This is a genomic window from Pseudomonas sp. ICMP 8385, assembly GCF_002699915.1.
Classification (GTDB): Bacteria; Pseudomonadota; Gammaproteobacteria; order Pseudomonadales; family Pseudomonadaceae; genus Aquipseudomonas; species Aquipseudomonas gessardii.
Window position 1 is genome coordinate 100,623 of sequence record NZ_LKBY01000001.1, and the last position, 23,369, is coordinate 123,991.

At 60.0% G+C, this 23,369-nt stretch carries 25 protein-coding genes and 1 pseudogene; 16 read left to right on the plus strand and 10 right to left on the minus strand.

What is annotated here, in order from left to right:
• Positions 1–39 precede the first annotated feature (39 nt).
• Entirely contained in the window at positions 40–1,134 is a 1,095-nt protein-coding gene (zapE, locus tag AO268_RS00490; RefSeq protein ID WP_099167567.1) for a cell division protein ZapE, read from the plus strand.
• Positions 1,135–1,263: 129 nt separating this feature from the next.
• Here the strand turns inward: zapE and AO268_RS00495 are convergent, their stop codons facing one another.
• Positions 1,264–2,184, minus strand: a complete 921-nt coding sequence (locus tag AO268_RS00495) for a GlxA family transcriptional regulator (protein ID WP_169866093.1) — start codon at positions 2,182–2,184, stop codon at positions 1,264–1,266.
• 220 nt (positions 2,185–2,404) lie between these two features.
• Here AO268_RS00495 and AO268_RS00500 point away from each other — a divergent pair, with 220 nt between their 5' ends.
• Complete coding sequence (locus AO268_RS00500; protein ID WP_076964031.1) at positions 2,405–3,541, plus strand: acyl-CoA dehydrogenase family protein; 1,137 nt, start codon at positions 2,405–2,407, stop codon at positions 3,539–3,541.
• 112 nt (positions 3,542–3,653) lie between these two features.
• Here the strand turns inward: AO268_RS00500 and AO268_RS00505 are convergent, their stop codons facing one another.
• Positions 3,654–4,694 carry an NADP(H)-dependent aldo-keto reductase gene (locus AO268_RS00505; protein ID WP_099167569.1) on the minus strand — a complete coding sequence of 347 codons (1,041 nt, stop codon included), beginning with the start codon at positions 4,692–4,694 and terminating at the stop codon, positions 3,654–3,656.
• A 248-nt stretch (positions 4,695–4,942) separates the two neighbouring features.
• Here AO268_RS00505 and rplM point away from each other — a divergent pair, with 248 nt between their 5' ends.
• From rplM to AO268_RS00545, 8 genes and pseudogenes are all read left to right on the plus strand, one after another.
• On the plus strand, positions 4,943–5,371 hold the full coding sequence (gene rplM, locus AO268_RS00510) for a 50S ribosomal protein L13 (RefSeq protein ID WP_029291908.1): 429 nt from the start codon (positions 4,943–4,945) through the stop codon (positions 5,369–5,371).
• 14 nt (positions 5,372–5,385) lie between these two features.
• Positions 5,386–5,778, plus strand: coding sequence for a 30S ribosomal protein S9 (gene rpsI, locus AO268_RS00515; RefSeq protein ID WP_003171743.1), 393 nt, complete (start codon positions 5,386–5,388; stop codon positions 5,776–5,778).
• 267 nt (positions 5,779–6,045) lie between these two features.
• Positions 6,046–6,639 carry a ubiquinol-cytochrome c reductase iron-sulfur subunit gene (gene petA / locus AO268_RS00520; RefSeq protein ID WP_076964029.1) on the plus strand — a complete coding sequence of 198 codons (594 nt, stop codon included), beginning with the start codon at positions 6,046–6,048 and terminating at the stop codon, positions 6,637–6,639.
• Positions 6,639–7,850: a cytochrome b gene (locus tag AO268_RS00525; RefSeq protein ID WP_076964028.1), complete on the plus strand. Its 1,212-nt coding sequence runs from the start codon at positions 6,639–6,641 to the stop codon at positions 7,848–7,850. The genes petA and AO268_RS00525 overlap by 1 nt, the downstream gene beginning before the upstream one ends.
• Complete coding sequence (locus tag AO268_RS00530; protein WP_076964027.1) at positions 7,850–8,629, plus strand: cytochrome c1; 780 nt, start codon at positions 7,850–7,852, stop codon at positions 8,627–8,629. The genes AO268_RS00525 and AO268_RS00530 overlap by 1 nt, the downstream gene beginning before the upstream one ends.
• Before the next feature lie 150 nt (positions 8,630–8,779).
• Complete coding sequence (locus AO268_RS00535; protein ID WP_027604841.1) at positions 8,780–9,397, plus strand: glutathione S-transferase N-terminal domain-containing protein; 618 nt, start codon at positions 8,780–8,782, stop codon at positions 9,395–9,397.
• 17 nt (positions 9,398–9,414) lie between these two features.
• Complete coding sequence (locus tag AO268_RS00540; protein ID WP_057438071.1) at positions 9,415–9,828, plus strand: ClpXP protease specificity-enhancing factor; 414 nt, start codon at positions 9,415–9,417, stop codon at positions 9,826–9,828.
• A 105-nt stretch (positions 9,829–9,933) separates the two neighbouring features.
• Positions 9,934–10,116: pseudogene (locus AO268_RS00545) on the plus strand (GntR family transcriptional regulator); the annotation flags it as partial.
• Between the two features lie 16 nt (positions 10,117–10,132).
• Here AO268_RS00545 and AO268_RS00550 read toward each other — a convergent pair.
• Both AO268_RS00550 and AO268_RS00555 read right to left on the minus strand, forming a co-directional pair.
• Complete coding sequence (locus tag AO268_RS00550; protein ID WP_076964025.1) at positions 10,133–10,345, minus strand: hypothetical protein; 213 nt, start codon at positions 10,343–10,345, stop codon at positions 10,133–10,135.
• Between the two features lie 189 nt (positions 10,346–10,534).
• On the minus strand, positions 10,535–11,692 hold the full coding sequence (locus AO268_RS00555) for a phospholipase (protein ID WP_099167571.1): 1,158 nt from the start codon (positions 11,690–11,692) through the stop codon (positions 10,535–10,537).
• Positions 11,693–11,953: 261 nt separating this feature from the next.
• Between AO268_RS00555 and AO268_RS00560 the strand changes: the two genes are divergently transcribed.
• Positions 11,954–12,895, plus strand: a complete 942-nt coding sequence (locus AO268_RS00560) for an AEC family transporter (RefSeq protein ID WP_076964023.1) — start codon at positions 11,954–11,956, stop codon at positions 12,893–12,895.
• 110 nt (positions 12,896–13,005) lie between these two features.
• On the opposite strand, the gene AO268_RS00565 is transcribed toward AO268_RS00560, so the two are convergent.
• The 6 genes from AO268_RS00565 to gatC all read right to left on the minus strand — a co-directional run bounded on the left by AO268_RS00565 (position 13,006) and on the right by gatC (position 18,238).
• On the minus strand, positions 13,006–13,389 hold the full coding sequence (locus AO268_RS00565; RefSeq protein WP_076964022.1) for a carboxymuconolactone decarboxylase family protein: 384 nt from the start codon (positions 13,387–13,389) through the stop codon (positions 13,006–13,008).
• The gene (locus AO268_RS00570) at positions 13,386–14,435 is read right to left on the minus strand and encodes a calcium/sodium antiporter (protein ID WP_169900988.1); all 1,050 of its coding nucleotides are present in this window, start codon (positions 14,433–14,435) and stop codon (positions 13,386–13,388) included. Before AO268_RS00570 ends, AO268_RS00565 begins: the two co-directional genes overlap by 4 nt.
• A 59-nt stretch (positions 14,436–14,494) precedes the next feature.
• Positions 14,495–14,866, minus strand: a complete 372-nt coding sequence (locus AO268_RS00575) for a septal ring lytic transglycosylase RlpA family protein (RefSeq protein ID WP_076964020.1) — start codon at positions 14,864–14,866, stop codon at positions 14,495–14,497.
• A gap of 160 nt (positions 14,867–15,026) precedes the next feature.
• A complete protein-coding gene (gene gatB / locus AO268_RS00580) occupies positions 15,027–16,472 on the minus strand; it encodes an Asp-tRNA(Asn)/Glu-tRNA(Gln) amidotransferase subunit GatB (RefSeq protein ID WP_076964019.1) in 1,446 nt (481 codons plus the stop codon).
• 10 nt (positions 16,473–16,482) lie between these two features.
• Positions 16,483–17,934: an Asp-tRNA(Asn)/Glu-tRNA(Gln) amidotransferase subunit GatA gene (gene gatA / locus AO268_RS00585; RefSeq protein WP_099167575.1), complete on the minus strand. Its 1,452-nt coding sequence runs from the start codon at positions 17,932–17,934 to the stop codon at positions 16,483–16,485.
• A gap of 16 nt (positions 17,935–17,950) precedes the next feature.
• Positions 17,951–18,238 (minus strand): Asp-tRNA(Asn)/Glu-tRNA(Gln) amidotransferase subunit GatC, encoded by a 288-nt coding sequence (gene gatC / locus AO268_RS00590; protein ID WP_003216077.1) that lies wholly within the window; start codon positions 18,236–18,238, stop codon positions 17,951–17,953.
• Between the two features lie 210 nt (positions 18,239–18,448).
• On the opposite strand from gatC, the gene mreB reads away from it, so the two are divergent.
• From mreB to rng, 5 genes are all read left to right on the plus strand, one after another.
• Entirely contained in the window at positions 18,449–19,486 is a 1,038-nt protein-coding gene (gene mreB / locus AO268_RS00595) for a rod shape-determining protein MreB (RefSeq protein ID WP_002555108.1), read from the plus strand.
• Positions 19,487–19,625: 139 nt separating this feature from the next.
• Positions 19,626–20,699, plus strand: a complete 1,074-nt coding sequence (mreC, locus tag AO268_RS00600) for a rod shape-determining protein MreC (RefSeq protein ID WP_099167577.1) — start codon at positions 19,626–19,628, stop codon at positions 20,697–20,699.
• Positions 20,699–21,187 (plus strand): rod shape-determining protein MreD, encoded by a 489-nt coding sequence (mreD, locus tag AO268_RS00605; protein WP_029291827.1) that lies wholly within the window; start codon positions 20,699–20,701, stop codon positions 21,185–21,187. The genes mreC and mreD overlap by 1 nt, the downstream gene beginning before the upstream one ends.
• 50 nt (positions 21,188–21,237) lie before the next feature.
• Positions 21,238–21,834: a Maf family protein gene (locus AO268_RS00610; RefSeq protein ID WP_076964016.1), complete on the plus strand. Its 597-nt coding sequence runs from the start codon at positions 21,238–21,240 to the stop codon at positions 21,832–21,834.
• 69 nt (positions 21,835–21,903) lie between these two features.
• Complete coding sequence (gene rng, locus AO268_RS00615) at positions 21,904–23,361, plus strand: ribonuclease G (protein WP_076964015.1); 1,458 nt, start codon at positions 21,904–21,906, stop codon at positions 23,359–23,361.
• The last annotated feature ends 8 nt before the right edge of the window (positions 23,362–23,369 follow it).

Below are 23,369 nucleotides of genomic sequence, written 5' to 3' on the forward strand. Positions count from 1 at the left end.
ACAGTGACGGCCCGTTTTTGTTGCCTTGCTAACGAAATTATGACGCCCCTAGAACGATATCAAGCTGATCTGAAGCGCCCCGACTTCTTTCATGATGCTGCCCAGGAAACGGCAGTGCGTCACTTGCAGCGCCTGTACGAAGACCTGGTCGCCGCCTCCCAGAGCAAGCCAGGGATGCTCAGCAAGCTGTTTGGCAAGAAAGACCAGGTGCCGGTCAAGGGCCTGTACTTCTGGGGCGGCGTGGGTCGCGGCAAGACCTACCTGGTCGATACCTTCTTTGAAGCGCTGCCGTTCAAGGAAAAGTCGCGCACGCACTTCCACCGCTTCATGAAGCGCGTGCACGAAGAGATGAAGACCCTGCACGGCGAGAAGAACCCGCTGACCATCATCGCCAAGCGTTTTTCCCAGGAAGCGCGGGTGATCTGTTTCGATGAGTTTTTCGTGTCCGATATCACCGACGCGATGATTCTCGGCACCCTGATGGAAGAGTTGTTCAAGAACGGCGTGACCCTGGTCGCCACCTCGAACATCGTGCCCGACGGCCTGTACAAGGACGGCCTGCAGCGTGCGCGTTTCCTGCCGGCCATTGCCCTGATCAAGCAGCACACCGATATTGTCAACGTCGACAGCGGCGTCGATTACCGCCTGCGCCACCTCGAACAGGCGGAGCTGTTCCACTTTCCCCTTGATGAAGCGGCCCACGAAAGCCTGCGCAAGAGCTTCCGCGCGCTGACGCCGGAATGCACCCAGGCCGTGGAAAACGATAAGTTGATGATCGAAAATCGCCAGATCATGGCCCTGCGTACCTGTGACGACGTGGCCTGGTTCGACTTCCGCGAACTGTGCGACGGCCCGCGCAGCCAGAACGACTACATCGAACTGGGCAAGATCTTCCATGCCGTGATCCTCAGCGGTGTCGAGCAGATGAGTGTCACCACCGACGACATCGCCCGGCGCTTTATCAACATGGTCGATGAGTTCTATGACCGTAACGTCAAGCTGATCATCTCGGCCGAAGTCGAACTCAAGGACCTCTACACCGGGGGGCGCTTGAACTTCGAGTTCCAACGAACCCTGAGCCGCTTGCTGGAGATGCAGTCCCACGAGTTCCTGGCGCGAGCGCACAAGCCTTAGGCAAACACCGAACCAAAATGTGGGAGCGGGCTTGCTCGCGAATGCGGTGTATCAGTCGACTTATTCGTTAACTGACACACCGCATTCGCGAGCAAGCCCGCTCCCACATTTGATTGTGCCCGGCTTTAGTTAGGCGGCCTGCTGGAACTGCTGGCGATACTGGTTCGGCGATAACTCCGTGTGCTGCCTGAACAGCCGCGCAAAGAAGCTCGCATCGTCATACCCCACCTCATAGCTGATGGTCTTGATGCTCTTGCGGCTGCCCGACAGCAAGCCCTTGGCCGTCTCGATCCGCAGCCGTTGCAGGTAATGCAGCGGCTTGTCGCCGGTCGCCGTCTGGAAGCGCCGCATAAAGTTGCGGATGCTCATCCCGTGTTCGCGGGCCACGTCTTCAAAGCGGAATTTGTCGGCGAAGTGCTCCTCAAGCCAATGCTGGATCTGCAGGATGATCACGTCCTGGTGCAGCTTCTGCCCACCAAAGCCGATGCGTCCCGGCGCGTAGCTGCGCTGCACTTCGTAGAGAATGTCGCGGGCCACGGCCTGGGCGATATTGGCGCCGCAGAAACGCTCGATCAGATAGATATAGAGGTCGCAGGCCGACGTGGTGCCGCCGGCGCAGTACAGGTTGTCGGCGTCGGTCAGGTGTTTGTCCTGGTTGAGCTGGACCTTGGGGAAGCGCTCGCTGAACGCATTGAAGAAGCGCCAGTACGTGGTCGCCTCCTTGCCATCGAGCAGGCCGGCTTCGGCGAGCCAAAAGACACCAGTGGCCTCGCCGCATAGCACCGCGCCGCGCGCATGTTGCTCGCGCAGCCATGGCAGGATCTGCGGGTAGCGCTTGCTCAGGGCGTCGAAGTCATCCCAGAAGGCCGGCAACACGATGATGTCGGCGTTTTCCAGGCCGCCGTCCACCGGCATGATCACATCGCTGAAGCTGCAGACCGATTGCCCGTCGGGGCTCACCAGGCGGGTTTCAAAGGCCGGCGTGAGGCCCAGGCCTTGCTGTTTGCCGTAACGCAGGCTGGCGAGGTGGAAAAAATCCTTGGCTTGCATGAGGGTGGAGGCAAACACCCGATCAATGGCCAAAATGCTGACGCGCCGCAGGGGCGTGGAGACAAGGCTAGACATAATTTCGATTATTCTTATAGGGGAAAGTGGTCAACTAACGGCTGGATCGTCTTATTTTTTGTCGCATGTGTCCAGTGTCCTGTGACAGCCGTGCAGCTTAGGCTCTGTGATCTTGTTTTTGTCTGACCATCGACGCAGGTGCCCCATGATTCCCAGAACCTTGTTCAGCTCCGAGCACGAACTCTTCCGCCAGAGCGTGCGCACCTTCCTCGAAAAAGACGCGGTGCCGTTCCATGCGCAATGGGAAAAGCAGGGCCATATTGATCGTGCCCTGTGGAGCAAGGCGGGGGAGGCGGGGATGCTGTGCTCGCACCTGCCGGAAGAATACGGTGGCCTGGGTGCGGACTTTCTCTATAGCACCGTGGTGATCGAAGAGATCGGCCGCCTGGGCCTGACCGGGATCGGCTTCTCCCTGCATTCGGACATTGTTGCGCCGTATATCCTGCATTACGGCAGCGAGACGCTGAAGCACAAGTACCTGCCCAAGCTCGTTTCCGGGGAGATGGTCACGGCCATTGCCATGACCGAGCCGGGGGCCGGGTCGGACCTGCAAGGGGTCAAGACCACCGCCGTGCTGGATGGCGATGAGTACGTGATCAACGGCTCCAAGACTTTTATTACCAATGGTTTCCTGGCGGACCTGGTGATCGTGGTCGCCAAGACCGACCCCAAGGCCGGCGCCAAGGGCACCAGCCTGTTCCTGGTCGAGGCCGATACGCCGGGCTTTGATAAGGGCAAGCGCCTGGAGAAGGTGGGGATGAAGGCCCAGGACACCTCCGAGCTGTTCTTCCAGGACGTGCGGGTGCCCAAGGAGAACCTGCTGGGCCAGGCCGGGATGGGCTTTGCCTACCTGATGCAGGAGCTGCCCCAGGAGCGCCTGACCGTGGCGATTGGCGCCCTGGCCTCGGCCGAAGCGGCGTTGCAATGGACCCTGGACTACACCCGCGAGCGCAAAGCGTTTGGCAAGGCGATTGCCGACTTCCAGAACACCCGCTTCAAGCTGGCGGAGATTGCCACCGAGGTGCAGATCGGCCGGGTCTTTGTCGACAAGTGCCTGGAGCAGCACCTGCAAGGCAAGCTGGATGTGCCCACGGCGGCGATGGCCAAATACTGGACCACTGACCTGCAATGCAAGGTGCTCGACGAGTGTGTGCAGTTGCACGGCGGCTACGGCTATATGTGGGAATACCCGATCGCCCGGGCCTGGGCGGATGCGCGGGTGCAGCGCATTTATGCGGGGACCAATGAGATCATGAAGGAGATCATTGCGCGGGCGCTTTGAATCTCTGGTGCTTTTGAGGGCCCCATCGCGGGCAAGCCCGCTCCCACCTTTGATCTGTGAATACATTCAAATGTGGGAGCGGGCTTGCCCGCGATGGCGGCCTAAAGGTCAATCAAGGCGCAGGGTTCGGATGATCCTTCTGAATCGCCTCAATCCCCTCCAACACCTCTTTCGACAGCTTCAGCCCGGCACTGGCGATATTGCTGTCCAGCTGCGCAAGCGTCGTCGCCCCGATGATATTGCTGGTCACGAATGGCTGTTGCGTCACAAACGCCAGGGCCATCTGCGCCGGGTCCAGGTTGTGCTCGCGGGCCAGGGCCACATAGCGGCTGCACGCGGCTTCCGATTGCGGGTTGAAGTAGCGACTGAAGCGGCTGTACAGGCTCAGGCGCCCCTTGGCCGGCCGTGCGCCGCCTTCGTACTTGCCGCTGAGCATGCCGAACGCCAGGGGTGAATAGGCCAGCAAGCCACACTGCTCACGGATGGCGATCTCTGCCAGGCCCACTTCAAAGCTGCGGTTGAGCAGGTTGTAGGGGTTCTGGATCGACACCGCGCGGGTCCAGCCACGGGCCTCGGCCAGCGCCAGGAACTTCATGGTGCCCCACGGCGTTTCATTGGACAGGCCGATATGGCGGATCTTGCCGGCCCTGACCTGCTCGTCGAGGGCTTCGAGGGTTTCTTCCAGCGGCGTCAGGTCGGGCTCTTCCTGGTGCTTGTAGCTCAGTTGCCCGAAGAAGTTGGTGCTGCGCTCCGGCCAGTGCAACTGGTACAGGTCGATCCAGTCGGTCTGCAGGCGCTTGAGGCTGGCGTCCAGCGCGTCGACGATGTGCTTGCGGTTGTGCTTGAGCTGGCCGTCGCGGATATAGTCGATGGTGTTGCCGGGCCCTGCGACCTTGCTGGCGAGGATCCAGTCGGCGCGGTCGCCACGGCTCTTGAAGTAATTGCCGATGTAGCGCTCGGTGGTGGCGTAGGTGTCGGCCTTGGGCGGCACCGGGTACATTTCTGCGGTATCGAGGAAGTTGATCCCTGCGCCTTTGGCCCGCTCAATCTGGGCGAAGGCCTCTGCCTCGGTGTTTTGCTCGCCCCAGGTCATGGTCCCGAGGCAGATCGCGCTCACGTTCAGATCGGTCCGGCCCAGCTTTCGATAATCCATCGGGTACTCCTTTGGGGAAAACAATCATAAAAGCAGGTTGAATTTTTTTTCGCAATCTGCATAATTGCCCACCTCTTTCTGCAGTGGAAGTGATGCGCCGCCTGCCGAAGAATCTTGCCGTTGAACGGACGCGCTGACCCGAGCCCCCGATAGCGTCTGTATCCGGCTGCCTTTGACTTGTCAAAGTACGCACTATTCAGTAAGATCCGCCGTCTAATTTACAGGGCGGCCCCTGAGGCTATTAAAGAATGACAACTTTTACTGCAAAACCGGAAACAGTTCAGCGCGACTGGTTTGTCGTCGACGCCGCTGGTCAGACCCTGGGTCGTCTGGCCACTGAAGTCGCCAGCCGTCTGCGTGGCAAGCACAAGCCTGAGTACACCCCTCACGTTGATACCGGTGACTACATCGTAATCATCAACGCCGAGCAGGTTCGTGTAACCGGCAACAAAGCAAGCGACAAAATGTACTACCGTCACTCCGGTTTCCCAGGCGGTATCAAGTCTTCGAACTTTGAAGGCCTGATTGCCAAGAAGCCTGAAGCCCCGATCGAGATCGCGGTTAAAGGTATGCTGCCGAAGGGCCCACTGGGTCGCGACATGTATCGCAAGCTGAAAGTCTATGCGGGCGCTGCTCACCCTCATGCTGCTCAGCAGCCCCAAGAACTGAAGTTTTAACGGAATAGTTCATTATGTCGGCGACTCAAAATTACGGCACTGGCCGTCGCAAAACCGCAACCGCACGCGTTTTCCTGCGTCCGGGCACTGGTAACATCTCGATCAACAACCGCACTCTGGACAACTTCTTCGGCCGCGAAACTGCCCGCATGGTAGTTCGTCAGCCGCTGGAACTGACCGAGACCGTTGAAAAGTTCGACATCTACGTCACCGTTATCGGTGGCGGTGTAAGTGGTCAGGCTGGCGCAATCCGCCACGGTATCACTCGCGCTCTGATGCAGTACGACGAAACCCTGCGCGGCGCTCTGCGCAAAGCTGGCTTCGTGACTCGTGATGCCCGTGAAGTTGAACGTAAGAAAGTCGGTCTGCGTAAAGCGCGTAAGCGTCCGCAGTACTCGAAGCGTTAATTCGTTTTACGTTCCACAAAAACGCCCAGCCTCCTCACGGAGCTGGGCGTTTTTTATGGTCCGTGTTTTATGTAGGTTTTTTCTGTGTGACAACTTGCCACATCCGTAGACCCCCTATACTACAAGGCTTGGAGGCTAGGCTGCGGGTAATTACCTTGTCAGAGGTGGGGCTTTTCATTACCATTCGGCAAAATTTTTATAAGTTCAGATTTAATACTTAGTAGACGCCTGATTTAACAGGCCAAAAAGCTGATGGGAGAGGACTGAATGAGCAATGACGGCGTGAATGCAGGCCGGCGTCGCTTCTTGGTAGCAGCCACATCCGTGGTGGGTGCTGCAGGAGCGGTGGGGGCTGCGGTCCCGTTCGTGGGGTCATGGTTTCCCAGTGCCAAGGCGAAAGCCGCAGGTGCACCGGTGAAGGTGAATGTCAGCAAGATCGAGCCAGGCCAGCAGATGATTGCTGAGTGGCGCGGCCAGCCAGTATTCATCGTTCGTCGTACCGAGGAAATCCTGGGGAATCTGAAGAAGATCGAGGGCCAGTTGTCTGACCCCGAGTCCAAGAATTCCGACCAGCCCGCCTACGCCCAAAACGAAGCGCGTTCGATCAAGCCAGAGATTCTGCTGCTGGTCGGTCTTTGCACCCACCTGGGCTGCTCGCCGACCTTCCGCCCGGAAGTCGCGCCTGTGGACTTGGGCAAGGACTGGGTTGGCGGCTATTTCTGCCCTTGCCACGGTTCCCACTACGACCTGGCCGGTCGCGTCTACAAGTCCCAGCCTGCCCCGTTGAACCTGCCGGTTCCGCCGCACAACTACGAATCTGACGACGTTATTGTCATTGGTGTCGATAAGGAGAGCGCGTAATGAGCAAGTTCATGGATTGGGTGGATGCGCGCTTCCCCGCCACCAAAATGTGGGAAGACCATCTCAGCAAGTATTACGCGCCGAAGAACTTCAACTTCTTCTATTTCTTTGGCTCCCTGGCATTGCTGGTTCTGGTCAACCAGATCGTTACCGGTGTCTGGCTGACCATGAGCTACACCCCGTCGGCGGAAGAAGCGTTTGCCTCCGTCGAATACATCATGCGCGACGTCGAGTACGGCTCGATCCTGCGCCTGCTGCACTCCACCGGCGCTTCGGCGTTCTTTATCGTGGTCTATCTGCACATGTTCCGTGGCTTGCTCTACGGCTCGTACCAGAAGCCGCGTGAGCTGGTATGGGTGTTCGGCATGCTGATCTACCTGGCGCTGATGGCAGAGGCCTTCATGGGCTACCTGCTGCCGTGGGGCCAGATGTCCTACTGGGGCGCCCAGGTGATCATCTCGCTGTTTGGTGCGATCCCGGTCATCGGTAACGACCTGACCCAGTGGATCCGTGGTGACTACCTGATTTCGGGCATCACCCTGAACCGCTTCTTTGCCTTGCATGTGGTGGCCTTGCCGATCGTGATTCTCGGCCTGGTGGTGCTGCACATCCTGGCGCTGCACGAAGTGGGTTCAAACAACCCGGACGGCGTGGACATCAAGAAACACAAGGACGAGAACGGCATTCCGCTGGACGGCATTCCATTCCACCCTTACTACACCGTGAAAGATATCGTCGGCGTTGTGGTGTTCCTGTTCGTCTTCTGCTCGATCGTGTTCTTCTTCCCGGAAATGGGTGGCTATTTCCTCGAAAAACCTAACTTCGAGCAGGCCAACGCGTTCAAGACCCCGGAACACATTGCCCCGGTCTGGTACTTCACGCCGTTCTACGCCATTTTGCGGGCGATCCCCGACAAGCTCATGGGCGTCATTGCCATGGGGGCAGCCATTGCCGTGCTGTTTGTGCTGCCGTGGCTCGATCGTAGCCCGGTCAAGTCCATGCGCTACAAGGGCTGGCTGAGCAAGATCTGGCTGTGGGTGTTCTGCATTTCGTTCGTGATCCTGGGCGTGCTGGGCGTACTGGCGCCGACCCCTGGCCGTACGTTGCTGTCGCAGGTCTGCACCTTCCTGTACTTCGCCTACTTCATTCTGATGCCGTTCTACACCCGGCTCGAGAAGACAAAACCGGTTCCGGAAAGGGTGACTGGCTGATGAAAAAATTATTCGCTGCATTGATTCTTGCTGCCCTGCCGGCCCTGTCCCTGGCGTCCGGTGCAGGCGCCGAGCTGGAAAAAGTCGACATTGACGTTTCTGACAAGGCTGCCATGCAAGACGGCGCCCGTACGTTCGCCAACTACTGCATGGGCTGCCACAGCGCCAAGTTCCAGCGTTACGAGCGCGTTGCCGATGACCTGGGCATCCCTCACGACCTGATGCTCAGCAACCTGGTGTTCACCGGTGCCAAGATTGGCGACCACATGAACATCGGCATGCAACCGGCCGATGCCAAGGCCTGGTTCGGGGCTGCACCGCCTGACCTGACCCTGGTGGCGCGCGTCCGTGGCACCGACTGGCTGTATGGCTACCTGAAGTCGTTCTACGAAGACCCTACGCGCCCCTGGGGCGTGAACAACAAGGTCTTCCCTAACGTGGGTATGCCTAACGTGCTGGTCGGCCTGCAAGGGCGCCAGGTGGTAGGCTGCAAACAGGTTCAAGTCGTTGAAAACGGCAAGAAGCAATACGACCCACTGACCGGCACGCCGTTGACCCATGAGGCCTGTGATCAACTGACCATCGTGCCCAAGAGCGGCGCGCTGAACGAGGAGCAGTTCGACGAGAAGGTCAAGAACCTGGTGACCTTCCTGGCGTACTCCGCCAACCCGGTCAAACTGGAACACCAGCGCATCGGCACCTATGTGTTGTTGTACCTGGCTTTCTTCTTCGTATTCGCTTATTTGCTCAAGCGTGAATACTGGAAGGATGTGCATTGATCCAACCTTAGGCAATTGCTGTTAATCTTGCGCGCCCAGCGACGTCTCTGAACGGGTAACGCTCTGGTTGATCCAGGTGTTACGAGAGATGCCCTCTGGGCGCGCTCGTTTTTGAGCTTTCGATAATTTCAACAAGCGAGGAGGACCGCCATGGGCGTGACCAACCGGTTGGCCTGTTACTCCGACCCCGCCGACCACTATTCCCACCGAGTACGCATCGTGCTCGCAGAGAAGGGTGTCAGCGCCGAGATCATCAGTGTGGAGGTGGGGCGTCATCCACCGAAACTGATCGAAGTGAACCCTTACGGCAGCTTGCCCACCCTGGTCGATCGTGACCTGGCGTTGTGGGAGTCAACCGTGGTGATGGAATACCTGGATGAGCGTTACCCCCATCCACCTTTGCTGCCGGTGTATCCGGTGGCGCGTGCCAACAGCCGCCTGCTGATCCATCGGATCCAGCGCGACTGGTGTGGGCTGGTGGATCTGATTCTGGATACACGCAGCAAAGAAGCTGCCCGTGTGCAGGCGCGTAAGGAATTGCGCGAGAGCCTGACCGGCGTTTCTCCATTGTTCGCCGATAAACCTTTTTTCCTCAGCGAGGAACAAAGCCTGGTGGATTGCTGCCTATTACCCATACTCTGGCGTTTGCCGATTCTGGGCATTGAACTGCCGCGGCCTGCCAAGCCGCTGCTTGATTACATGGAGCGCCAGTTTGCGCGTGAGGCTTTCCAGGCAAGTCTGTCTGGCGTCGAACGCGATATGCGCTAAGGCTTAAGGAGCCGTTGATGAACTCCAGTCGACCTTACCTGGTCCGCGCGCTCTACGAGTGGATTGTGGACAACGATTGCACCCCGCACATGCTGGTCAATTCCGAGTTCCCTGCGGTACAGGTGCCACAAGGTTTTGCCAGTGACGGGCAGATTGTCCTGAACGTTTCGCCCAGTGCCGTGCGTCAACTGCACATGGACAATGAAGCGGTCAGCTTTGAAGGGCGTTTTGGTGGGGTACCCCATACGCTCTATGTGCCCATCGGCGCGATCCTGGGCATTTATGCCCGGGAGAATGGCCAGGGCATGGTGTTTGATCTGGAGTCGTCCCTTGAAGACGACGAAGCGATTGAAATTGAAGATGATCTGCCGCCACCTGATTCCGAGCCACCGCGCCCTAGCGGCCGGCCGAGCTTGAAAGTGGTGAAGTAACGGAACACAAGCCTACGGGTGAGTGTTGAAAATGCCTCGGCCTTGGCCGGGGTATTTTTTTGCGCGATTTAAAGCACGGGAAAGGCCGGCAGAACGATGGTTGTACAACTGGCCCATGCTGACCTGCAGCATTACATAAGCCGCCTGAGCCGCGAGCACGAAGAGATTGATGAGGCGATTGCCTGCCAGGATTCGGAGGTGGCGCGGGCGGCGATGCAGCTGCATTTGACCAATAGTCGGGAGCGGCTACGCCAGGCTCATGAAGAGGCGCAGGCGCAGCGGGGGTAAGCAGGGACCAGATTATTTAAATGGGGGGATATGGGGACGCTTCTGTATCAAAAGTAACAAGGTTGGCATCCGGGTCGTCGAAATTCCAAATCTTGCGCCGGACGATTACCAAGCCCGCGATAGGATCCACTATTTCGTCACCAATATTGGGAAGGCAGCTACAATCGCTCTCGAAATGACGCTTTTCCCCCTTCTTGTGGGCAATTCCAACTTTTACTTTGTTCGCCATAGTGCACCTCAATAAAAATTAAAAAGTTGTAGCGGGATTCCCGGCCTGCCAGCGCACCTGGATGCAGGCTCAGCTGGTTTCTGGGGATCAACTGCACGGTAGGAGGGGGGGCAAAAATGGGCTACTGTCAGAATTAACAGTAGCGACGAACGGTATGGAGTTCGTCGCGCCTGTTTTCCTGTTGTTTAGTTAGGGCTGCGGCTTGTTTGGCGTGTAATCCTTAAGCAACAAATACGTACTCCACCCCCACCAATCATTGGTCCACTGCTTGTCATTCAGGTTGTTGACGTCCTTGCGCCGCAACACCTTGTCGCCCTCGGCCTTGAACAGCGGCGAAAAGTTATTCGCCGGATTGTTCGCTGCATTCAGGTCCGGCACATGCAGCGGTGCCTTGAACGTGGCCGGGGAGGGCGCGATACCGCTGGTATACGCCTCGAAAATCTCATCAGCCGAAGCCTGCACCGCACGTTTGACCTGGGTGCGGTTGGCGGCGTCGTTGCTATCGAAATAGCGCTTGTCGCCATAGGCATGCCATTGGTCGCCCAGGGCATTGCGTACATTGAGCCCGAACTTGCTGTCTTCATCATGCATAAAGCGACTGATCAACGACCCCAGTTCACCCGGTGTCACCACCGCGGCCAGTTGCTTGCGCGGCACGCGCAGGTGCCCGGCGGAAAACAGGTCGGTCAAGAAGTGATCAGCAAAGCTGTTCATGGCATAAGCCAGCTCCAGTTGCTGGCCACTGCCGCTTTGGTGAGCTACCACCGCTTGTTGCAGGGCGGCGGTATGCCCGGCCAGATAGGCAGACAGTGCCCATTCGCCAAAATGGTCGGCATTGTCGGCCGCCAGCTTCAGGTAGCGCCCCAACGGAACCATCGCGGAAACGACGCTACCGCCGCCGGTGATGCGGTTCCACTCTTCGGACAACGTATCTCCTAGGGCGTCATAGGCCTCATGAGGCTGCTTGCCCTCCTGGATGGCCTGCTTCACCGCGTTGATCTCCTTTTGCATCACCGCGAGGATTTTGCCCGCTTCCTCGCGCGACGCAGGCAAAGTTGCCAGCGAGTTGAAGGCGGCGGTGAAACGCTGCACGCGCTCGGCGGGTGATGCACCGTCACTGATGGGTTGGCCGGGAATCCCGTAGAAGTCACCGCCCAGGGAGATGATCTGGCCATAGGTCAGGGCCAGGCCGTTGGGCAGGTGAAGCTGGACTTGCGCGCCCGGAATAGCGGGCGCGCCCTGCACGAAACGCAGCTGGGTGTCATCGCCAATGGCGGTGTGCTCGCCGCCTTCAAAGCGCAGGGAGGGGAGGGTTTTGCGGGTAATGACCGATTCAAGTTCTGACATGTTAGCTCCTTGCTATGTCGTAGGAATCTTCCTTGATAACTGTATGTATATACAGTTATTGAGAGAGTAGAGGAATAATTTCCTACGTCAAGGCGCTTGCTAAAAATGACTTCGAGATGCCTGCATTCGACCGCGTCTACCCTGTAGGAATACGGTCAAAATGTGTGCGGGCTTGCTCGCGAAAGCGCTCTCTCAGGCGGCGCTTGGCTGTATGGCTTATCATTAGCCACCTACCGACGCTCACCCAAGGTTCTCCCCGGCATGCTGGCAATCTTCCTGCAAACCCTGACCATCACCGCCCCGGTGTTTGCCATGCTGTTCCTGGGGGCCTTGCTCAAGCGCATCAACTGGATCAACGACAACTTTATCCACACTGCATCGGCCCTGGTGTTCAACGTCACCATGCCGGCGTTGCTGTTTCTGGGAATTCTGCACGCCGACCTGCATTCGGCGCTCAAGCCCGCCCTGCTGATCTATTTCTCTGTTGCGACGTTGGTCGGCTTTGCCCTGGCCTGGGGCTGGGCGATTTTCCGTTGCCCGCGTGAGGACCGGGGCATTTATGCCCAGGGTGCGTTTCGCGGTAACAACGGGGTGATTGGCCTGGCACTGGCGGCCAGTATGTACGGCGACTACGGGATTTCCCTTGGCGCGATCCTCGCCGCCCTGGTGATCCTGTTCTACAACACCTTGTCGACCATCGTGCTGGCGGTCTACAGCCCGGTGATCAAGTCCGATCCGTGGAGTATCTGCAAAAGCGTGCTGGCCAACCCATTGATCATCAGCGTGATTGCGGCCACGCCCTTCGCGTATTTCCAGATTGGCTTGCCCGGCTGGCTGGAAAAGTCCGGGCAATACCTGGCAGATACCACATTGCCATTGGCGTTGATCTGCATCGGCGGCACCTTGTCCATGGCTGCCCTGCGTAAAAGCGGCGACATTGCCCTGAGCGCCAGCCTGATGAAGATGATCTGGCTGCCCCTGTTGGCGACTGCCGGCGCTTGGCTGTACGGGTTCCGCGGGCCGGAATTGGGGATCCTGTTTTTGTATTTCGGCGCGCCGACGGCCGCTGCCAGTTTTGTCATGGCCCGTGCGGCCCAGGGCAACCATGAGTTGGCGGCGGCGATTATCGTGATCACCACACTGATGGCGGCGCTGACCACCAATATCGGGATTTTCGTGTTGCAGGCGGGTGGCTGGATCTGAAATCAGTAGTGTTCTTCAGGGCCAATCGCGGGCAAGCCCGCTCCCACATTTTTGAGCGGTGAACACCTTCAAGTGTGGGAGCGGGCTTGCCCGCGATAGCAATCTAACAGTCACTGCGGGGCCGGCTGATACGCCTCAATCACTTCCTGCGCCGCCCGAAACGCATCAATCGCCGCCGGCACGCCGGCATACACCGCGCAGTGCAGCAGCGCCTCGCGAATTTCTTCGACCGTACAGCCATTGTTCAGCGCGCCGCGCACATGGCCCTTGAGCTCCTGCGGGCACTTCAAGGCGGTCAATGCCGCGAGGGTGATCAGGCTGCGGGTCTTCAGCGGTAGGCCTTCACGGTTCCACACCCCGCCCCAGGCATGTTCGTTGACGAAGTCCTGCAACGGCTGGGTGAATTCGGTGGCATTGCCCAACGCGCGGTCGACAAATACATCACCCATGACCTGGCGACGCATTTGCACGCCGGATTTCGGTTGATCGGTCATTGCGATTCCCTCTTGTGGTGTTGGCGGCGCCAGGCTCGCAGCGAGGTGAGCAGCAGGAAAGCCACCAGCGCTGGCAGGACGTAATACAACATCAGTTGTTCCAGCTTGTTGGCCAGCGGCATGCCGGTGGTGAAGGACACCACATGCAGCCCGTACGCCAGGTACAGCCCCAGCAGCAGCAAGCCTTCGGCGCGGGTGATGCGGTAGCCGGTGTAGAACACCGGCAGGCACAACGCGACAACACCGAGCATTACCGGCAGGTCGAAATCCAGGGCGTTGGGCGACACCGACAAGGGCGACGGCGCCACCAGCGCGGTAAAACCCAGCACCCCCAACAGGTTGAACAGGTTGCTGCCGATCACGTTGCCCACCGCAATTTCCCGCTCGCCGCGCAGGGCGGCAATCAGCGAGGTGGCGAGGCACGGCAGGGAGGTGCTGACGGCGACGATGGTCAGGCCGATCACCCGCTCGGACAGGCCCAGGTCGCTGGCCACATCCACTGCGGCTCCCAGCACCAGATGCCCGGCGAGCACCAGCAGCACGAGCCCGCCGAGCATCCATAGCAAACTGCTTAACCAGGGCGCCTGCACGACCGTGGCCCGGGTGCGTGGGCGGCGTGAATGGCGGGTCTGGTACAGCAACAGGCCGAGGTAGGCGAGCAGGGCCGCGAGTAAGGTCAGGCCGTCAATGGGGGTCAGTTGTTCATCGCTGGCGAGAATAAACAGCAGCAGGCTGGCGCCGATCATCACCGGGATATCCAGGCGCACCAGTTGCCGCGACACGCGCAGGGGAATGATCAGCGCCGACAGGCCCAGGGTCACGAGGATATTGAAGATGCTGCTGCCGATCACGCTGCCCACGGCAATATCGGTATTGCCCGCCAGGGTGGCCTGCAGGCTGACGGCGATTTGCGGCGCGCTGCTGCCAAAGGCCACGATACTCAAGCCAATGATCAGCGGCCTGACCTTGAGGCTGGCGGCCAGGCGCACGGCGGCGCGTACCAGCACTTGGGCGCCGGCAATCAGCAGCAACAGGCCGCCGATCAGTTCAATCAGGCTGATGGGCGAAAGGGCGCTTAATCCGAAAATGGTCAGGGCTCCGTCAGTCAGTTGCTCAGGGCTTGCACGCGCACGCGCGCGGTTCCGCTGCGCAGCATACCCAACTGCTCGGCAGCCTTGCGTGAAAGATCGATCAGCCGGCCACGGGTATGCGGGCCGCGATCATTGATGCGCACCACCACGGATTTGTCATTGGCCAGGTTGGTGACCTGCACCCGCGTGCCGAATGGCAGGCGCCGGTGGGCGGCGGTCAGGGCGTGTTGGTTGAAGGGTTCACCGCTGGCGGTTTTCTTGCCGTGGTGCTTGGCGCCGTAGTAGGACGCGGTGCCGGTTTCGTCGTAGCCGTTGGGGTCGACCAGGCCACTGGCGCAGCCGGTGAGCAGGGAGAACAGGGCGCAGAGGCCGAGTAGACGCTTCATTTTCAAGGTGTCCCCATTACAAATGTGGGAGCGGGCTTGCTCGCGATAGCGGTGAATCAGTCGCCAAATACATTGACTGACACTCCGCCATCGCGAGCAAGCCCGCTCCCACATGGGGTCCGAGTCGCAAGTAAAATCCAGCTCGGACCATTCATTGCTATCAGCCTTCGAGCTTGCTCTTGAGCAATTCGTTGACCTGTTGCGGGTTGGCCTTGCCTTTGGAGGCCTTCATTGCCTGGCCCACAAAGAAGCCGAACATCTTGCCGCGCTTGGCTTCATCCGCCGCACGGTATTGTTCGACCTGCTCGGCGTTGGCCGCCAGCATTTCATCGAGCACGGCCGAGATCGCGCCGCTGTCGGTGACTTGCTTGAGGCCGCGCTTCTCGATGATCTCGTCGGCGTTGCCTTCACCGCTGGCCATGGCCTCAAACACGGTCTTGGCGATTTTGCCGGAGATGGTGTTGTCCTTGATGCGCAGCAACATGCCGCCCAGTTGTTCGGCCGAGACCGGGGCTTCGTCGATTTCCAGGCCCTGTTTGTTCAACAGGCTGCCCAGTTCAACCATGACCCAGTTGGCCGCCAGCTTGGCGTCACCGGCGATGCTCACGACTTTCTCAAAGTAGTCGGCTTGCTCACGGCTCGACGCCAGGACGCTGGCGTCATATACCGACAGACCGAACTGCGCCTGGAAGCGCTCGCGTTTTTGCGGTGGCAATTCCGGCAGGGTCGCGCGCACGTCATTGAGGAACGAATCCTCGATGACCACCGGCAGCAGGTCCGGGTCGGGGAAGTAACGGTAGTCGTTGGCTTCCTCCTTGCTGCGCATGGCGCGGGTTTCGTCCTTGTTCGGATCGTACAGGCGGGTCTGCTGGATCACCTTGCCGCCGTCTTCGATCAATTCGATCTGGCGCCGGACTTCGGTGTTGATCGCCTTTTCGATGAAGCGGAACGAGTTGACGTTCTTGATCTCGCAGCGGGTGCCGTACTCGACCTGGCCTTTTGGCCGTACCGACACGTTGCAGTCGCAACGCAGGGAACCTTCGGCCATGTTGCCGTCGCAGATGCCCAGGTAGCGCACCAGCGCGTGGATGGTCTTGACGTAGGCCACGGCTTCCTTGGCGCTGCGCATATCCGGCTCGGACACGATCTCCAGCAGCGGCGTGCCGGCGCGGTTCAGGTCGATGCCGCTGGCGCCGTTGAATTCTTCATGCAGGCTCTTGCCGGCATCTTCTTCCAGGTGCGCGCGGGTCACGCCGACACGTTTGATCGTGCCGTCTTCCAAGGGGATATCCAGGTAGCCCTTGCCGACAATCGGCAACTCCATCTGGCTGATCTGGTAGCCCTTGGGCAGGTCCGGGTAGAAGTAGTTCTTGCGCGCAAACACGTTGTGCTGGCCGATCTGGGCGTCAATCGCCAGGCCGAACATCACCGCCATGCGCACCGCTTCCTGGTTCAGCACTGGCAATACGCCAGGCATGCCCAGGTCTACCAGGCTGGCCTGGGTGTTGGGTTCTGCGCCGAACGTGGTGGCGCTACCGGAGAAAATCTTCGATTGGGTGGCGAGCTGGGTGTGAATCTCCAGCCCGATCACAACTTCCCATTGCATAGTGTTCTCCTCAGAAGCCGGTAGGGGTGCGAGTGTGCCAGTCAGTGTTCAACTGGTACTGGTGCGCCACATTGAGCAGGCGGCCTTCCTGGAAATACGGGGCGAGCAACTGCACGCCCACCGGCAGCCCGTCGACGAAACCGGCAGGCATGGACAAGCCCGGCAAGCCCGCGAGGTTGGCGGTGATGGTGTAGAGGTCTTCCAGGTACTCGGCGATCGGGTCGCCGGTCTTGGCACCAATCTTCCAGGCCGGGTTCGGCGTGGTCGGGCCGAGGATCACGTCGACTTCATTAAAGGCGGCCATGAAGTCGTTCTTGATCAGGCGTCGGATCTTTTGCGCCTTGAGGTAGTACGCGTCGTAGTAACCAGCCGACAGGGCGTAGGCGCCGACCATGATGCGGCGCTGCACTTCCACGCCGAAACCTTCGCCACGGGAGCGTTTGTACAGGTCGGTGAGGTCTTTCGGGTCTTCGCAGCGATAGCCGAAACGCACGCCGTCGAAGCGCGACAGGTTCGACGAGGCTTCGGCCGGGGCGATCACGTAGTACGCAGGGATCGCGTGCTGGTTGTTCGGCAGGCTGATTTCCTTGATCACCGCGCCGAGCTTTTCCAGTTCCTTGACGCTGTTATGCACCAGCTCGGCGATACGCGGGTCGAGGCCGGCGCTGAAATACTCTTTCGGCACGCCGATGCGCAGGCCTTTGAGCGAGGTATTGAGGCTGGCGCTGTAGTCCGGCACCGGTTCGTCGATGCTGGTGGAGTCCTTGGCGTCGAAGCCGGCCATGCCTTGTAACAATATTGCGCAGTCTTCGGCGGTGCGGGCCAGGGGGCCGCCTTGGTCGAGGCTGGACGCGTAGGCAATCATGCCCCAGCGGGAAACACGCCCGTAGGTCGGTTTCAGGCCGGTGAGGTTGGTGAAGGCGGCGGGCTGGCGGATCGAGCCGCCGGTATCGGTGGCTGTAGCGGCCGGCAGCAGGCGGGGGGGCACGGCGGCAGCCGAGCCACCGGACGAACCGCCGGGCACATGCTCCAGGTTCCACGGGTTTTTCACCGCGCCGTAGTAGCTCGATTCGTTGGCCGAGCCCATGGCGAATTCGTCCATGTTGGTCTTGCCCAGGGTCACGGCCCCGGCTTCGGCCAGCTTGGCGACCACGGTGGCGTCGTAGGGCGCCTTGAAGTTGTCGAGCATCTTCGAGCCACAGCTGGTGCGGATGCCCTGGGTGCAGAACAGGTCCTTGTGACCGATTGGCGCACCCAGCAGCGCGCCGCTTTCACCGTTGGCGCGACGGGCGTCGGCGGCCTTGGCCTGGCTAAGGGCCAGCTCTTCGGTGAGGCTGATGAAGCTGTTGACCTTCGGGTCCAGCGCGGCGATACGCGCCAGCAGGGTCGTGGTCAGCTCTTCGGAAGAAAACTTTTTGTCGGCGAGACCGCGGGCGATCTCGGCCAGAGTCAATTGATGCATTGCAGGCTCTTTCCCTTTAGTCGATGACTTTCGGAACCAGGTACAGGCCGTTCTCGACCGCAGGTGCGATGGACTGGTAGGCCTCGCGGTTATTGCGTTCGGTCACGACGTCTGCGCGCAGGCGCTGGCTGGCTTCCAGTGGGTGGGCCAGGGGTTCGATGCCATCGGTATTCACCGCTTGCATCTGGTCGACCAGCCCGAGAATGCTGTTCAGGGCTGCGGTGGTCTGTGGAAGATCGGCTTCATTGAGGCCCAGGCAGGCCAGATGAGCGATTTTTTCCACGTCGGAGCGTTCAAGCGCCATGGGATTCTCCAGTGGAAAACAGAACGGAAGCTATCCGTGTGTTAGATTGTCGGAACACTACCGCATTTCTACGGTCATAAGGCCGCGATTGTGGGGTTAGGTGCACAGAAAGTCGGTCAATTTAGCACATTGGCGCCTTGCCCAAAATCCCTGTCGTTGTTAGAGTTTGCCGCACTTTTTTACCCACGCGTTGCCTAGGGTCCCTTTCCCATGTTCAAGAAACTGCGTGGCATGTTTTCCAGCGATCTTTCCATCGACCTGGGCACTGCCAACACCCTTATTTACGTGCGCGAGCGCGGTATCGTCCTGAATGAGCCATCGGTTGTGGCCATTCGGACCCATGGTAATCAGAAAAGTGTCGTTGCCGTGGGCACCGAGGCCAAGCGCATGCTCGGCCGCACACCTGGCAACATTGCCGCCATTCGTCCGATGAAAGACGGCGTGATCGCCGATTTCAGCGTCTGCGAGAAGATGCTGCAGTACTTCATCAACAAAGTTCACGAAAACAGTTTCCTGCAGCCCAGCCCTCGTGTGCTGATCTGCGTACCGTGCAAATCCACCCAGGTGGAGCGTCGCGCCATCCGTGAATCGGCCCTTGGCGCCGGTGCCCGCGAAGTGTTCCTGATCGAAGAGCCAATGGCGGCTGCCATCGGCGCCGGCCTGCCGGTTGAAGAGGCGCGCGGTTCGATGGTGGTGGATATCGGTGGTGGTACTACCGAGATCGCCCTGATTTCCCTCAATGGCGTGGTGTATGCCGAGTCCGTGCGTGTGGGCGGCGACCGCTTCGACGAAGCGATCATCACGTATGTGCGTCGTAACTACGGCAGCCTGATCGGCGAATCCACCGCCGAGCGCATCAAGCAGGAAATCGGCACCGCTTACCCGGGCGGCGAAGTGCGCGAAGTCGATGTTCGCGGTCGCAACCTGGCCGAAGGCGTGCCACGTGCCTTTACCCTGAACTCCAATGAAGTGCTGGAAGCTCTGCAAGAGTCCCTGGCCACCATCGTTCAGGCGGTCAAAAGCGCGCTGGAGCAGTCGCCGCCGGAACTGGCTTCCGATATCGCCGAGCGTGGCCTGGTGCTGACCGGTGGTGGCGCCTTGCTGCGCGACCTCGACAAGTTGCTGGCCCAGGAAACCGGTCTGCCGGTGATCGTTGCCGAAGACCCGCTGACCTGCGTTGCCCGCGGTGGTGGTCGTGCACTGGAAATGATGGATAAACACACCATGGACCTGCTCTCCAGCGAATAAGCTCGTTGGTTGCACCATGTTTCGCCAGGCAGGCAGCACTTTGCAGTGCTGCCTGTTGGCGTTTATCTTCTTCAATCTGCATCCAGGCCGGTTTGATGCCGTATGAATAAAGAGAATATCTGCCCGGGAGGAGCGGCCTATTAAACCGCTCTTCACTAAAGGCCCCTCATTGGGCGTGCGCTTGTTGGTGCTGGTCGTGCTATCGGTCGCGCTGATGGTGGTCGATGCCCGTTTCACACTGCTCAAGCCAGTGCGTAGCCAGATGTCGCTGGTCTTGATGCAGTCCTACTGGATCACCGACCTGCCGCAACGGCTATGGCAAGGTGTGGCCAGCCAGTTTGGCAGCCGTACCGAACTGGTGGCCGAGAACGAAAAACTCAAGACCGAAAACCTGCTGTTGCAGGGGCGCATGCAAAAGCTGGCGGCCCTGACCGAGCAGAACGTGCGGCTGCGCGAGTTGCTCAACTCGTCCGCGTTGGTCAACGAAAAGGTCGAAGTGGCCGAGTTGATCGGCATGGACCCCAACCCCTTCACCCATCGCATCATCATCAACAAGGGCGAGCGCGATGGTGTGGTCCTGGGCCAGCCGGTGCTCGATGCCCGTGGCCTGATGGGCCAGGTGGTGGAGTTGATGCCCTATACCTCCCGTGTGCTGCTACTGACCGACACCACCCACAGCATTCCGGTGCAGGTCAACCGCAATGGCCTGCGGGCGATTGCCAGTGGCACGGGCAACCCGGAGCGCCTGGAGCTGCGGCATGTGGCGGACACCGCCGACATCAAGGAAGGCGACCTGCTGGTCAGCTCCGGCCTCGGCCAGCGGTTCCCGGCGGGCTATCCGGTGGCGACGGTCAAGGAAGTGATCCACGATTCCGGCCAGCCGTTCGCGATTGTCCGCGCCGTGCCCACGGCCGCGCTGAACCGTAGCCGCTACCTGTTGCTGGTGTTCAGTGACACACGCACGCCGGAAGAACGTGCCAACGAAGCCGCCCAGGCCCAGGAAGCGCAGGAAAAACAAGACGGCGCCACCACGCCGATTATCCCGGCAACCGTACCCAAACCGGCGGCCCCGGCAGCGCCAGTGGCGGGCCCCGGTGCACCCGCCGCGCCCACTACGGCAACACCTGCCAGACCGGTGGCCCAGCCTGCTCGGCCAGTCAAGCCAGCGGCGACGGCTCCGGCGCCGGCAACCACTCGACAGGGGGCGCAATAATGGCCGGTACTCATTCGCGCAATGGCTGGATGGTCTGGTTGACCTTCGCCATCGGCATGCTGCTCAGCGTTTCGCCGATGCCGCAGTTCATGGAAATCCTGCGCCCGCTGTGGCTGGCCCTGCTGCTGGCCTTCTGGGCCCTGGCCTTGCCGCACAAGGTCGGGATGGTCACGGCCATGTGCCTGGGGCTGGCTGAAGACGTGATGTATGGCACGCTGCTTGGCCAGAACGCCTTGATTCTCACGCTGATTACCTTCCTGGTGCTGTCGTTGCAGCAACGCCTGCGCATGTTCCCGATGTGGCAGCAGTGCCTGGTGATCCTGGTGATCTTCGGCCTGGCCCAGTTGGTGCAACTGTGGCTCAGTGCCTTGACCGGTAACCGCCAACCCACCCTGGCGCTGGTCTTGCCGGCCCTGGTCAGCGCGCTGCTGTGGCCATGGATCAGCTTTGGCCTGCGTGGGTTACGTCGCCGCTATAAAATCAATTGAGTGGGGCGCGAGGCTCTACCTGGTTATCGAACCCACAGGGAGAGTCTGCAATGCATGCGCTTTATCTGGCCTCTGGCTCTCCTCGGCGGCGTGAACTGCTGACCCAGATCGGCGTGCCGTTCACCGTGGTCAACGCGGCTATCGATGAAACACCCCTGGACGACGAGTCGCCGGCGTCCTACGTCGAGCGCCTGGCCCGTGGCAAAGCCGCCGCAGGCCTGGCGACATTGGTCGATACCCGCAATGCCTGCGTGTTGGGCGCCGATACCGCCGTTATCCTCGATGGCCGGATCCTGGGCAAACCCGTGGACCAGGCCGATGCCCTGGCCATGCTGTTGGCCCTTTCTGATCGTGAACACGAAGTCCTCACCGCCATTGCCCTGCTCGATGGACAGCGCTGCGAAACGCGCCTGGTCAGCAGTCGCGTGCGTTTTCGCCAGGTTTCCACACACGAAGCAACGACTTACTGGCACAGCGGGGAACCCCGGGACAAGGCGGGCGGCTATGCTATCCAAGGGTTGGCGGCGGTATTTGTCGCCGGGCTCAATGGTAGCTACTCCGCAGTCGTCGGCCTGCCAGTCTGCGAAACAGCAGAACTGCTGGGCCATTTCGGCATACCCTGTTGGCAACACCTTTGCGTGCGCTGAACGCTTTATTCCAGCGCCACCTTTAAGCGATCGGCCACTATTGTGAAAACGCCTGAACGAGACCCAGCCATGAGTGAAGAGATTCTGATCAACATCACGCCGATGGAATCGCGCGTGGCGGTGGTAGAAAACGGTGTTTTGCAGGAAGTGCACGTCGAGCGCACCCAGAAGCGCGGGATTGTCGGCAATATCTACAAAGGCAAGGTCGTGCGGGTGCTACCGGGCATGCAGGCGGCCTTTGTCGATATCGGCCTGGACCGTGCCGCATTTATCCACGCCTCGGAAATCTCCCTGCGCGAAGGCCCGGCGGTCGAGAGCATCAGCGCCCTGGTGCATGAAGGGCAGGGCCTGGTGGTGCAAGTCACCAAGGACCCGATCGGTTCCAAGGGCGCGCGCCTGACCACGCAGTTGTCGATTCCTTCGCGTTACCTGGTGTATATGCCGCGCACCGCCCACGTTGGCATTTCCCTGAAGATCGAAGACGAAGGTGAGCGTGAGCGCCTGAAAAAAGTCGTCAGCGATTGCGTGGCGGCCGAGGGCATCAAGGAAGCGGGCGGCTTCATCCTGCGTACCGCCGCCGAGGGCGCCGGAGCCGATGAGATCCTTATGGACATCCGCTACCTGCGGCGCCTGTGGGACCAGATCGGTGCCCAGATCAAGACCGTCGGCGCGCCGAGCGTCATCTACGAAGACCTGGGCCTGGCCCTGCGCACCCTGCGCGACCTGGTCAGCCCGAAGATCGAGAAAATTCGCATCGATTCGCGGGAAACCTTCCAGCGCACCACGCAATTTGTCGCCGAACTGATGCCGGAAATCGCCGACCGCCTGGAACACTACCCCGGCGAGCGGCCGATTTTCGACTTGTACGGCGTCGAGGACGAAATCCAGAAGGCTCTGGAGCGCAAGGTGCCGCTCAAGTCCGGTGGCTACCTGGTGGTGGACCCGGCGGAAGCCATGAGCACCATTGACGTCAACACCGGCGCCTTCGTCGGCCATCGCAACCTTGAAGAAACCATCTTCAAGACCAACCTCGAAGCTGCCACTGCCATTGCCCGCCAGCTGCGCCTGCGCAACCTGGGCGGGATCATCATCATCGACTTTATCGACATGGAAGATGAAGAGCACCAGCGCCAGGTGTTGCGCACCCTTGAAAAGCAACTGGAGCGCGATCACGCCAAGACCAACATTATCGGGATCACCGAGTTGGGCCTGGTGCAGATGACCCGCAAGCGTACCCGCGAGAGCCTTGAGCAAGTGCTGTGCGAACCGTGCAGCAGTTGCCAGGGGCGCGGCAAGTTGAAGACCCCGGAAACGGTTTGCTACGAGATTTTCCGGGAAATCCTACGAGAGGCACGCGCTTACCAGGCCGAGGGTTATAGAGTCCTGGCCAACCAGAAGGTGGTGGACCGGTTGCTCGACGAAGAGTCGGGCAACGTTGCGGAATTGGAAGGCTTTATTGGCCGCACCATCCGTTTCCAGGTCGAAACCATGTATTCCCAGGAACAATACGACGTGGTGCTGCTCTGATTCGCATC